Origin of the sequence: Cellulomonas algicola, from assembly GCF_003851725.1 — a bacterium.
In the GTDB taxonomy this organism is placed as follows: domain Bacteria; phylum Actinomycetota; class Actinomycetes; order Actinomycetales; family Cellulomonadaceae; genus Cellulomonas; species Cellulomonas algicola.
Map to the genome: position 1 here is coordinate 1 of NZ_BHYL01000233.1, position 11322 is coordinate 11322.

12 protein-coding genes are annotated in these 11322 nt (G+C 75.7%); 6 read left to right on the plus strand and 6 right to left on the minus strand.

What is annotated here, in order from left to right; translation table 11 throughout:
• The 3 genes from CTKZ_RS14625 to CTKZ_RS14635 all read left to right on the plus strand — a co-directional run.
• The coding region (locus CTKZ_RS14625; RefSeq protein ID WP_268904342.1) for an AAA family ATPase at nt 1-1108 on the plus strand (1108 nt) is incomplete at its 5' end.
• Nucleotides 1109-1115: 7 nt separating this feature from the next.
• Nucleotides 1116-2408: a DUF58 domain-containing protein gene (locus CTKZ_RS14630; protein WP_124343632.1), complete on the plus strand. Its 1293-nt coding sequence runs from the start codon at nt 1116-1118 to the stop codon at nt 2406-2408.
• Between the two features lie 95 nt (nt 2409-2503).
• Nucleotides 2504-3691, plus strand: a complete 1188-nt coding sequence (locus CTKZ_RS14635; protein WP_124343633.1) for a winged helix DNA-binding domain-containing protein — start codon at nt 2504-2506, stop codon at nt 3689-3691.
• Nucleotides 3692-3791: 100 nt separating this feature from the next.
• Here CTKZ_RS14635 and CTKZ_RS14640 read toward each other — a convergent pair whose 3' ends face one another.
• The gene (locus CTKZ_RS14640; RefSeq protein WP_124343634.1) at nt 3792-4781 is read right to left on the minus strand and encodes a stage II sporulation protein M; all 990 of its coding nucleotides are present in this window, start codon (nt 4779-4781) and stop codon (nt 3792-3794) included.
• 67 nt (nt 4782-4848) lie between these two features.
• On the opposite strand from CTKZ_RS14640, the gene CTKZ_RS14645 reads away from it, so the two are divergent.
• Nucleotides 4849-5670 carry an RDD family protein gene (locus CTKZ_RS14645; protein WP_124343635.1) on the plus strand — a complete coding sequence of 274 codons (822 nt, stop codon included), beginning with the start codon at nt 4849-4851 and terminating at the stop codon, nt 5668-5670.
• Between the two features lie 99 nt (nt 5671-5769).
• Here the strand turns inward: CTKZ_RS14645 and ahcY are convergent, their stop codons facing one another.
• The 5 genes from ahcY to CTKZ_RS14670 form a co-directional block, all read right to left on the minus strand.
• Nucleotides 5770-7257 carry an adenosylhomocysteinase gene (ahcY, locus tag CTKZ_RS14650; RefSeq protein WP_124343636.1) on the minus strand — a complete coding sequence of 496 codons (1488 nt, stop codon included), beginning with the start codon at nt 7255-7257 and terminating at the stop codon, nt 5770-5772.
• Between the two features lie 121 nt (nt 7258-7378).
• A complete protein-coding gene (locus CTKZ_RS14655) occupies nt 7379-7588 on the minus strand; it encodes a Trm112 family protein (RefSeq protein WP_124343637.1) in 210 nt (69 codons plus the stop codon).
• Entirely contained in the window at nt 7588-9060 is a 1473-nt protein-coding gene (locus CTKZ_RS14660) for a phosphomannomutase/phosphoglucomutase (protein WP_124343638.1), read from the minus strand. Before CTKZ_RS14660 ends, CTKZ_RS14655 begins: the two co-directional genes overlap by 1 nt.
• A 55-nt stretch (nt 9061-9115) precedes the next feature.
• Complete coding sequence (locus CTKZ_RS14665; protein WP_124343639.1) at nt 9116-9394, minus strand: hypothetical protein; 279 nt, start codon at nt 9392-9394, stop codon at nt 9116-9118.
• Nucleotides 9395-9397: 3 nt separating this feature from the next.
• Nucleotides 9398-9781: a DUF3499 domain-containing protein gene (locus CTKZ_RS14670; protein WP_124343640.1), complete on the minus strand. Its 384-nt coding sequence runs from the start codon at nt 9779-9781 to the stop codon at nt 9398-9400.
• Nucleotides 9782-9890: 109 nt separating this feature from the next.
• Between CTKZ_RS14670 and CTKZ_RS14675 the strand changes: the two genes are divergently transcribed.
• Both CTKZ_RS14675 and CTKZ_RS14680 read left to right on the plus strand, forming a co-directional pair.
• A complete protein-coding gene (locus tag CTKZ_RS14675; protein ID WP_371852374.1) occupies nt 9891-10400 on the plus strand; it encodes a metallopeptidase family protein in 510 nt (169 codons plus the stop codon).
• A 12-nt stretch (nt 10401-10412) separates the two neighbouring features.
• Nucleotides 10413-11270, plus strand: coding sequence for a glycosyltransferase family 2 protein (locus CTKZ_RS14680; protein WP_124343641.1), 858 nt, complete (start codon nt 10413-10415; stop codon nt 11268-11270).
• Nucleotides 11271-11322 lie beyond the last annotated feature (52 nt).

An 11322-nucleotide genomic window follows, 5' to 3' on the forward strand; every position in this document is an offset into this window, starting at 1 on the left:
GGCCGCCCCCGCAGCCCAGGACGGGCCGCCGAGCTGGACCAAGGCTGAGCCGGCGCCTGCTCCCGTCCCCGCGCCGTCGTCGGCTCCCGCTCCCGCTCCGGCTCCGGCACCGGCCTCGCCGCCCGCGCCCCCCGCACCGGCCGCGCCGCCCGCCCCCAGCGTCGCGCTGCGATCGGCGCTCGCCGACGTCCGGCTCGAGGTCGCCAAGGCCGTCGTCGGGCAGGACGCCGCGGTCAGCGGCCTCGTGATCGCGCTGCTGTGCCGCGGCCACGTGCTGCTCGAGGGCGTCCCGGGCGTCGCGAAGACGCTGCTCGTCCGCTCGCTGTCGGCGGCGCTCGACCTGTCGACGAAGCGCGTGCAGTTCACGCCCGACCTCATGCCGGGCGACGTCACGGGCTCGCTCGTGTACGACGCGCGCACGGCCGAGTTCTCGTTCCGCGAGGGCCCGGTCTTCACGAACCTGCTGCTCGCGGACGAGATCAACCGCACGCCCCCGAAGACCCAGGCGTCGCTGCTCGAGGCGATGGAGGAGCGGCAGGTGTCGGTCGACGGCACCCCGCGGCCGCTGCCGGACCCGTTCCTCGTCATCGCGACGCAGAACCCCGTCGAGTACGAGGGCACCTACCCGCTGCCCGAGGCGCAGCTCGACCGGTTCCTGCTCAAGCTGACGCTGCCGCTGCCCGAGCGCGAGGACGAGGTCGAGGTCCTGGTCCGCCACGCGGGCGGGTTCGACCCGCGCGACCTCACGGCCGCCGGGGTCCGGCCCGTCGCGGACACCGCGCTGCTCGCCGCGGCCCGCGCGGAGGTCGCGCGCGTGCAGGTGGCGCGTGAGGTGCTGGGCTACGTGGTCGACGTGTGCCGGGCGACGCGCCGGTCGCCGTCGCTCGCGCTCGGCGTCTCGCCTCGTGGTGCCACCGCGCTGCTCGCGACGGCCCGCGCGTGGGCGTGGCTGTCGGGCCGCAGCTACGTGACGCCCGACGACGTGAAGGCGCTCGCGCACCCCACGCTGCGCCACCGCGTGCAGCTGCGTGCGGAGGCCGAGCTCGAGGGCGTCAGCACGGAGAGCGTGCTCGACACGGTGCTCGCGTCCGTGCCCGTCCCCCGCTGACAGCCGCATGACGCTCACCTGGCGCGCGGTCGTCCTCGCGGCCGTCGGCGTGCCCCTCGTGCTGCTGCTGCCGTCGACCGGGACGGTGCTGGTCTGGGCGCTGGTCTGCGTCGCGCTGTGCGTCCTCGACGCGTCGCTCGCGGCGTCGCCGCGCCAGGTCGCGGTGCAGCGGGACCTGCCCCCGTCGGTGCGGCTGACCGAGCCCGCGACGTCGACGCTCACGCTCACCAACGTCGGCAACCGGCGTCTGCGCGGGCTCGTGCGCGACGCGTGGCCGCCGTCGGCGTCCGCGGAGCGCGACCGGCACACCGTGGCCGTCGCGGCGGGCGACGGCGCGCGTGTGCGCACGGTGCTGCACCCGACGCGTCGCGGCGACGCGGTCGCCGACCGCGTGACGATCCGCTCGGCGGGACCCTTGGGGCTCGCGGGGCGGCAGGCGTCGCTCACCGTTCCGGGGCGGCTGCGCGTCCTGCCGGAGTTCGCCTCGCGGCGGCACCTGCCGAGCCGGCTCGCGCGTCTGCGGGAGATGGACGGGCGCGCCGCGGTGCAGGTGCGCGGACCCGGTACGGAGTTCGACTCGCTGCGCGAGTACGTGATCGGCGACGACGTGCGGGCGATCGACTGGCGTGCGAGCGCGCGCCGCGCGGACGTCGTGGTGCGCACGTGGCGCCCCGAGCGTGACCGCCGGGTGCTGATCGTGCTCGACACGGGTCGCACGTCGGCGGTCCGTGTCGAGGACGCGCCGCGTCTCGACGCGTCGATCGAGGCGGCGCTGCTGCTGGGCGCGCTCGCGACGCACGCGGGCGACCGGGTCGAGCTGCTCGCGTTCGACCGGCGCGTGCGCGCGCGTGTCGCCGGGACGGCGGGCCCGCGGCTCATGCCCGCGCTCGCGGACGCGCTCGCGACGACGTCCTCGCAGCTCGTCGAGACGGACTGGCCGGGCGTCGTGACGCAGGTGCGCGAGCGGCTCAGCCAGCGGGCTCTCGTCGTGCTGCTCACGGCGCTCGACGCGTCGGCGGTCGAGCGCGGGCTCCTGGGTGTCGCGCAGCAGCTGACGTCGCGGCACCAGGTCGTGCTCGCGTCCGTCGCGGACCCCGAGACAGACGCGATCCGCACGGCCCGCACCGACGCGCGCGCGGTGTTCGACGCCGCGGCGGCCGAGCGTGCCGACCTCGAGCGCTCGGCGGTCGCGGTCCGGCTGCGCCGGCGGGGCGTCGAGGTGGTCGACGCGCTGCCCGAGGACCTCGCCCCGCGCCTCGCGGACACCTACCTGGCGCTCAAGGCGGCCGGCCGGCTCTGACCCGCCCGCGAGCCGCGGCGACGGCATCCGTCCACCCTCGCGCGGACGGCCGGCCGACCGCGCCCGTCGTGGGTGCCGTTCGATAGCGTCCCGGCATGGCCGAGCCGCCCCTCATGGACCGTCGCGCGCTCAACCGGGCGCTGCTCGCACGTCAGCACCTGCTCGATCGGACGGACGCATCGGCCGTGGACGTCGTCGGGCACCTGGTCGGCCTGCAGGCGCAGAACGCGTGGTCCCCGTACGTCGGCCTGTGGAGCCGGGTCGAGGGGTTCACGCACGCGGACCTGGGCGACGCGCTGCTCGACCGGCGGCTCGCGCGGATCGCGGTCATGCGCGGCACGATCCACCTGGTCGACGCGGCGGACGCCCTGCTGCTGCCCGGCCTGGTCGCCCCGCTGTACGCGCGCGACCTCGAGGTCAACACGCTGCACGCGGCGCCGCTGCGCTCCGTCGACCTGGCGGAGGTGACGGCGTTCGCCCGCGAGCTCGTCGAGGCGGAGCCGCGCGTGAGCACGACCCTCGGGAAGCTGCTCGCGGAGCGCTGGCCGCACGTCCCGCCCGGGTCGCTCGCCCACGCGGCGCGCGGCACGCTCCCGCTCGTCCAGGTCCCGCCGCGCGGCGTGTGGGGCCGGTCGGGTGCGACGACGTGGACGACGACGACCGCGTGGTTCGGCGCGGACGCCGTCGCGGCTGCCCCCGACCTGTCCGACCCCGACGTCCTGGCGGTCGAGCAGGAGCGCCTCGTCCTGCGGTACCTCGCCGCGTTCGGCCCCGCGAGCGTCACCGACGTCCAGGCCTGGTCGGGGCTCACCGGCCTGGCCGCGGTCGTCGCACGCCTGGGCGACCGCGTGGTCCGGTTCACCGCCGAGCCGTCCCCCGGCAAGGTGCGCCCGCGCGAGGTGCTCGACCTGCCCGACGCGCCGCGCCCGCCCGCGGACGTCCCCGCCCCGGTGCGCTTCCTGCCCGACCTCGACAACGTCCTCCTGAGCCACGCGGACCGCACACGCGTCGTGGCCGACGAGCACCGCCGCGCGCTGCAGAGCCCGAACGGCGTCGTGCCCGGCACGGTGCTCGTCGACGGCGTGGTGGCGGCGACCTGGCGCGTCGAGCGCGTGCGCGTGGACGAGGCGGGCGCGCGACGGCGCCGGGAGCGCGCGACGCTCGTCGTCGAGCCGTTCGGCGACCTCGGGGCGCGCGCCCGGCGGGACGTCGTGGCGGAGGCGGAGCGCTTCGTGACGTTCTTCGCCGACGACGCCGTCGGGCACGACGTGGTGGTGCGCTGACCCACGCCGCTCGCGACGGTGCGGCGGCGACAGGGTGCGGCGTCGACGGCGTGCGGGCACCGCGCGACGGTGGTGGAGCGCTGACCGGCGTTGTGCGGGATCAGCCGGCGACCGGCACCGCGTAGCCCGCGCGGTCGGGGTCGAGGTCGCCCGTCGCACCCGCCCGGACCGCACGGCCGCCGAGCACGAGCGTGTAGGCCCAGAACGCGGCGAGCACGACCACGCCGACGACGATCTTCAGCCACCAGGCCATGCCCGAACCCGTGACGAAGCCCTCGACCACACCGGACACGGCCAGCACCCCGACGAGGCCGAGCGCGACCGTGAACAGCGCGCGCCCTTCCTCCGCGAGCGCGCGCCCACGCGTGCGCGGACCCGGGTCGATCAACGTCCAGAAGATCCGCAGCCCGGCACCGCCCGCGACGAACACCGCCGTCAGCTCGAGCAGGCCGTGCGGCGCGATGAGCTGGAGGAACAGCGCGAGCTCGCCGTGCGCGCCCATCATCCCGCCGACCGCGCCGACGCTCACGGCGTTCTGGATCAGCAGCCAGACGGGGATGACGCCCGTGATGCCGGACGCGACGCACACCGCTGTGATCCACGCGTTGTTGGTCCACACCATCGCGGCGAACCCCGCGCCGGGGTCGTAGTACTCGGCGAACGCGTGGTCGACGTACTGCTGCCGCTCGGCGGGCGTGCCCATCGCCGCGAGCGCCTCGGGCTGCGTCGCGACCCACCACCCGGCGGCGATCGCGAGGCCCAGGAACCCGATCATCACGCCCACGGTCCACCAGCGGATCCGGTACAGCGCTGCGGGCAGCGACTCCCCCACGAACACCGCGACGTCGCGCCAGCTCGGCTCGTGCGCACCGACGATCGCGGAGCGGGCGCGCGCGACGACCTGCGAGAGCCGGCTCACGGCGTCCGGGTCGGGCGCGGCCGAACGGATGACGGACAGGTCGGTCGCGGCCGACTGGTACAGCCGGACGAGCTCGTCCGACTCGGCACCCGTGCGGCGCCGCTTGCGCGCGAGCGCGTCGAGGCGCTGCCACGACTCGTCGCGGGCCACCTGGAAGGCGTCGAGGTCCACGGCCCACAGCCTGCCATCTCCGGGGCCCGTCTCCGGTTAGTGTTCCCTCGGCGGAGGAGGGACATCGATGGTCGAGGACGAGATCCTCATCGGCGAGGGCGTGCTGCTCGACACCCGGGCGGCGTCGGCCCTGACGCGCCTCGTGGCGGCGCTCGTCGACCTCGCGGTGCTCGCGGCCGCGCTCATCGTGATCGTGATCGTGCTGACGACGACGGCCCCGGCCGCGATGTCCGAGGAGGTCGCGCGGATCACGATGATCCTGGCGCTCGTCACGGTCATGGTCGCCTACCCGACGACGATGGAGACGCTCAGTCGCGGTCGGTCGCTCGGCAAGCTCGCGCTGGGCATCCGGATCGTGCGCGACGACGGCGGGCCGCTCGTGTTCCGGCAGGCGCTGATCCGTGCGCTCGTCGGCGTCATCGAGCTCTGGATGACGTTCGGCTCGGTCGCGTTCCTGTGCTCGCTCGTGCACCCCCGCAGCAAGCGGCTGGGCGACGTCCTGGCGGGCACGTACGCCGTCCGCGTGCGCGGCGGCGCGCGCCGGGCCCCGGTCCAGATGCCGCCGTGGCTCGCCAGCTGGGCGCAGGGCGCCGACGTCGCGCGGCTCCCCGACGGGCTCGCGCTGGCCGTGCGGCAGTTCCTCGCACGCGCGAACGGCCTGCACCCCGCGTCGCGGGTCGAGCTCGGCACCCGGCTGTCGACCGAGGTCGCTCGCTACGTGCACCCCGGGCCCCCGCCGGGGACGCACCCCGAGGCGTTCCTCGCGGCGGTCCTCGCCGAGCGGCGCGAGCGCGAGCTCGTGGCGCGGCTCCGGGACGACGCGCGCGACGCCGACGACGCGCGCGTGCTCCACCGCCTGCCGCACGGCGTGCCCGACCCCGTCGACTGACGGCTCGCGGCGACCGCCCGCATCGAGGTCGTCCTGCCTGTGACGCCACCGTCCCGCGCGACGCGGTCGTCCTGCCTCGTCGACGGTGTCGTCCTGTGGTCAGTACCGGTAGTGCTCGGCCTTGTACGGGCCGTCGACCTCGACGCCCAGGTACGCCGCCTGGTCCTTCGTGAGCCGTGTGAGCCGCACGCCGAGCGCGTCGAGGTGCAGCCGCGCGACCTTCTCGTCGAGGACCTTCGGGAGCCGGTGCACCTGCCGGTCGTACACGCCCTGCCGCGTCCAGAGCTCGACCTGCGCGATCACCTGGTTCGCGAACGACGTGCTCATGACGAACGACGGGTGGCCGGTCGCGTTGCCGAGGTTGAGCAGCCGTCCCTCGGACAGGACGATGACCGACCGCTCGCCGCGGCCCGTCTGGTCGTCGGCGGGGAACGTCCACTCGTGCACCTGCGGCTTGAGCTCGGTCCGCCGCACCCCGGGGTACGCCGCGAGCCCGGCCATGTCGATCTCGTCGTCGAAGTGACCGATGTTGCCGACGACGGCCTTGTCCTTGAGCGCCGCGAGGTGCTCGACGGTGACGACCGACCGGTTGCCGGTCGCGGTGATGACGAAGTCCACCTCGCCGACGACGTCGTCGAGCCGGGCGACCTGGTAGCCGTCCATCGCGGCCTGGAGCGCGCAGATCGGGTCGACCTCCGAGACGATCACGCGCGCACCCTGCCCGCGCAGCGCCTCGGCGGCCCCCTTGCCGACGTCGCCGTAGCCGACGACGAACGCGACCTTGCCGCCGATGAGCACGTCCGTCGCACGGTTGAGCCCGTCGAGCAGCGAGTGCCGGATGCCGTAGCGGTTGTCGAACTTCGACTTCGTGACGGAGTCGTTGACGTTGATCGCCGGGAACCGCAGGTCGCCCGCCTCGGCACGCTGGTAGAGCCGGTGCACACCCGTCGTCGTCTCCTCGGAGACGCCCACGATCCTGTCGGCCACGCGGGTCCAGCGCTGCGGGTCCTCGGCCAGCGACCGGCGCAGCAGCTCGCGCACGACGACCAGCTCGAGCGAGTGCTCGGGGTCGCCGGGCGCAGGCACGTCGGGCACGGTGCCCGACGCCTCGTACCGCGCGCCCTCGTGCACGAGCAGCGTCGCGTCGCCGCCGTCGTCGAGGATGAGGTCCGGGCCGCGCCCGTCGGGCCACAGCAGCGCGTGCTGCGTGCACGCCCAGTACTCCTCGAGCGTCTCGCCCTTCCACGCGAACACCGCGGGACCGGCAGGCGCGTCGACGGTCCCGTCCGGGCCCACGACGACCGCGGCGGCGGCCTCGTCCTGCGTCGAGAAGATGTTGCACGACGCCCACCGCACCTGGGCGCCGAGCGCGACGAGCGTCTCGATGAGCACCGCGGTCTGCACGGTCATGTGCAGCGAGCCGCTGATCCGCGCGCCCGCGAGCGGCTGCGACGGCCCCAGCTCGGCGCGCAGCGCCATGAGGCCGGGCATCTCGTGCTCGGCGAGCCGGACCTGGTGGCGGCCGGCCTCCGCGAGCGCGAGGTCGCGCACCTGGTACCGACCGGGGACCTCGCTGAACCTCGCCATGCGCACCTCGCAGGATGAGACGGGCCGAGCCGGGCTGCGTCGCCCGTGCCCATCCTGCCCCACGACGTCCGGTCCGTCCCGGCCCGCGACGACGGCGCGCCGCGTGCGGACGGGCCGCGCGTCAGCGCGCGGGCGCCGGTCGCGCCTCGTCGGCGAGCAGCACCGGGATGCCGTCGCGCACCGGGTACGCGAGCGGCTCCGTCGGGTGCGTCGAGACGAGCAGCGGCTCGCCGCCGGGTCCGGTCGCGTCCACGAGCGTCGCGCCCGACACGGGGCAGCGCAGCAGGTCGCGCGCCCACGGTTCGAGCGGGTGGGTGGCGTCGGTGCTCATCAGGCGTCCTCTCCCTGGCGCACGAGCGCGAGGACGTCGTCGCGCACCTTCTCCATGATGTCCTCGTCGGCGGCCTCGACGTTGAGCCGCAGCAGCGGCTCGGTGTTCGACGCCCGCAGGTTGAACCACCACTGCGGATGGCCGTCCCAGTGCGACACGGTGAGGCCGTCGAGCTCGTCGACCTCGACCGGGCCCGCGCCCTGCTGCGTCACGTACGCCTCGACGACGCGGGCGCGCGCCGCGGCGACGTCCTCGACGCGCGAGTTGATCTCGCCGCTCGCGACGTACGGCTGGTACTGGTCCGCGAGCGCCGACAGCGGGTGCGGCTGGCCGCCGAGGGCCGCGAGCACGTGCAGGGCCGCGAGCATGCCGGTGTCGGCGAAGAAGAACTCGCGGAAGTAGTAGTGCGCGCTGTGCTCGCCGCCGAAGACGGCCTCGTGCTGCGCCATCTCCGCCTTGATGAACGAGTGCCCGACGCGCGTGCGGACCGTCTTCGCGCCCGCCGCGGTGATGAGGTCCGGCACGACCATCGAGGTGATGAGGTTGTGGATGACCGTCGGCGTCCGCCCTGCGGCGCGCTCGCGCGCGACCTCGCGCAGGCCGACCAGCGCGGTCACGGCGGACGGGCTGACCGGCTCGCCGCGCTCGTCGACGACGAAGCAGCGGTCCGCGTCGCCGTCGAACGCGAGGCCGATGTCGGCGCCGTGCTCGACGACCGCACGCTGCAGGTCGCGCAGGTTCTCGGGCTCCAGGGGGTTGGCCTCGTGGTTGGGGAACGTGCCGTCGAGCTCGAAGTACAGCGGCACGACGTCGAGCGGCAGCTCCGGCAGGCCGGCACCGGTGCCGAGCACCGCCGGCGCGGTGTAGCCGCCCATGCCGTTGCCGGCGTCGACGACGACCTTCAGCGGACGGATGCCCGAGAGGTCGACGAGCGTGCGCAGGAAGCCCGCGTACTCCGCGAGCATCTCCCGCTCGGTGACGCTGCCGCGCGCGTCGTCGACGACCTGCGGGACGCCCGACGCGAGGTAGTCGCCGGCGAGCTCGCGGATCGTCGAGAGGCCCGAGTCCTGGCCCACCGGACGCGCGCCCGCACGGCACAGCTTGATGCCGTTGTACTCCGCGGGGTTGTGGCTGGCCGTGAACATCGCGCCCGGGACGTCGAGCGAGCCGGACGCGAAGTACAGCCCGTCGGTCGAGGCGAGCCCGATGAGCTCGACGTCGACGCCGCGCGCGGTCAGGCCCTCGGCGAACGCGCCGACCAGCTCCGGCCCTGACGGCCGCATGTCGTTGCCCACCACGACGCGGGGCTTGCCGGTCGCCTCGGGGAGGACGACGACGTCGGCGAACGCCGCACCGATCGCCCGCGCCACGCCGTCGTCGAGCTGCTCGGGGACGATCCCCCGGACGTCGTAGGCCTTGATGAGGGCGGACAGGTCGACACGGTCGGGCGAAGGAGTCGTCACGTCGGGCATCGTACCGAGCGCGGGGGTCCGACCCGACGCCCGCCACCTGCCGGGACGCGCGCTGTCAGGCGCCGTCGCGGCCCATGACCTCGTCGCGCGGCAGCGGCGTACCGTCGCCGTCGAGCGCGAACCACCCCGTCCGCTCGCACGCGGGGCACGACACGAACACGGCCGGCCGCCCGCTCGACAGCGTCATGCGGATCCGGGTGAGGTCAGGCGACCCGCACTGCTGGCACGCCTCCGTGCCGGGTGCGAGCGGGCCGGTCGGCTGGCTCATCGAGCCGAGCGGCTCGGGCGGCAGCGACCCGCGCGCCCCCGACTGCTCCCCCCTGCGTCGCGGCACCGCTCAGCCCTCTCCGCGCAGGACCCGCAGGTGCCCGCGGCGCGGCGCGTCCGCGAGCGTGTCCGTCACGGGCTCGGGCACCGTCGCCGCCGCGGCGGCGGGTGCGGTGTGCCGTCCGCGACCCGCTTCGCGCACCGCGTCGGCGAGCGCCAGCAGGTCGTCGCGGCTCGGGGCCGCCGGGGTGAAGTCGGGCGTCAGGCGCACGACCTCCCACCCGCGGGGGGCGGTCAGGCGCTCGGCGTGCTCGACGCACAGGTCGTACGAGTGCGGCTCGGCGTGGTGCGCCAGCGGGCCCAGGACGGCCGTCGAGTCGGCGTACACGTAGGTCAGCGTGGCCACGGCGGCACGGCCGCACGCCGTGCGCGAGCACTGCCGGACGGATCTCACGGGGTGACCGTACCCCCCGGCGGCGACACGTGGCGTCCCCCACGCCGGACGGCGCGACGCGACGCGCGCGCTCCGGCCTCGCGTGCACGCGCGGACTAAGGTTTCCCGCGTGACGTCCTCCGGCCACCCGCACGCCTCCGGGCACCGCTCCGGCCCTCTCGGGCGCCGCGGGTCGACCCCCGGCCTCGGCGACGGCCCGGTCCAGGGCGTGCGTCGTCGCGACCGCCGCGGACGCGGTCCGCGCGGGCCGCTGATGCCGTCGACCATGCCCGCCTACCGCACGCGGGCCGAGCGCTTCGACGACCTCGTGCTCGACGCCGTCGAGCGGCTCGAGCGGCGCTGGACGCGGCAGCTCGACGGCACCGAGTTCGCGGTCGAGGACGTGCCGCCGTCCAACCCGGCGCCGTGGGAGCACGGCGGTGTGCCGCTCGGCCGGTACTTCCCCGCCGACTCCGGCCTGCCCGCGCGCATCGTCGTCTACCGCCGTCCCGTCGAGTCGCGCGCGACCGACGCGGGCGACCTCGCCGACCTCGTGCGCGACGTGGTGGTCGAGCAGGTCGCGCACCTGCTGGGACGAGCCCCCGAGGACGTGGACCCCGGCTACGGTGACGCCCACTAACCTGGGCGCACGATGAGCAGCCCCGCCCCCACCGTCCGAGTCGTCTGCGTCGTCTACCACCCCGGCGAGGAGCTCGAGCGCTTCGCGCGCACGCTCGCCGGCGCGACGTCCGCCCCCTACGAGCTGGTCGTCGTCGACAACGGCGACGACCCCACGGTGTCCCGTGCGGTCGCGGCCCGGCACGGCGCCCGGGTCGTCGAGTCCGGGGCGAACCTCGGCTACGGCGGCGGCGCGAACCTCGGCGCCCGGGACGCGCAGGCGCCCTGGCTCGTCGTCGCCAACTCGGACCTCGAGTGGGAGCCGGGCTCGCTCGACGTGCTGGTCGCGGCCGGCGAGGACCACCCCGACGCCGGTGCGCTCGGTCCCGCGCTGCTCAACGTCGACGGCACCGTCTACCCGTCCGCGCGCGCCCTGCCGTCCCTGACGCAGGGCGCCGGTCACGCGCTGCTGGTCCGGGTCTGGCCGGCCAACCCGTGGACCCGCGCCTACCGCGCGCAGCACGAGGACGCGGGCGGGCAGCGGGCCGCGGGCTGGCTCTCGGGCGCGTGCCTGCTGCTGCGCCGCTCGGCGTTCGAGGCCGTCGGCGGCTTCGACGACGGCTACTTCATGTTCTTCGAGGACGTCGACCTGGGCGAGCGGCTCGGTCGCGCCGGGTGGACCAACCTCTACGTGCCCGGCGCGCGCGTCACGCACGTCGGCGGCACGTCCTGGCGCGAGCGGCCGGCCCGGATGATCTCGGCGCACCACACGAGCGCGGCGCGCTACGTGTCGCGCCGGTACCCGCACGCCTGGCAGTGGCCGGTGCGCGTCGCGGTGAGGACCGGCCTGCGGCTGCGGGAGCGGTCCGAGCTCCGGGCGGCCGCCCGCTGATCCCGGGCGCCGCGGGCCGGCGCCCGCCGAGCCTGCACGCGCGCGAGCGCCC

What these genes read in the sequence shown, in the direction of transcription:
- CTKZ_RS14630 (WP_124343632.1), top strand. Translation starts at nt 1,116, where the DNA reads ATGACGCTCACCTGGCGCGCGGTCGTCCTCGCGGCCGTCGGCGTGCCC.
- CTKZ_RS14635 (WP_124343633.1), top strand. Translation starts at nt 2,504, where the DNA reads ATGGCCGAGCCGCCCCTCATGGACCGTCGCGCGCTCAACCGGGCGCTG.
- CTKZ_RS14645 (WP_124343635.1), top strand. Translation starts at nt 4,849, where the DNA reads ATGGTCGAGGACGAGATCCTCATCGGCGAGGGCGTGCTGCTCGACACC.
- ahcY (WP_124343636.1), bottom strand. Translation starts at nt 7,257, where the DNA reads ATGGCGAGGTTCAGCGAGGTCCCCGGTCGGTACCAGGTGCGCGACCTC.
- CTKZ_RS14655 (WP_124343637.1), bottom strand. Translation starts at nt 7,588, where the DNA reads ATGAGCACCGACGCCACCCACCCGCTCGAACCGTGGGCGCGCGACCTG.
- CTKZ_RS14660 (WP_124343638.1), bottom strand. Translation starts at nt 9,060, where the DNA reads ATGCCCGACGTGACGACTCCTTCGCCCGACCGTGTCGACCTGTCCGCC.
- CTKZ_RS14680 (WP_124343641.1), top strand. Translation starts at nt 10,413, where the DNA reads ATGAGCAGCCCCGCCCCCACCGTCCGAGTCGTCTGCGTCGTCTACCAC.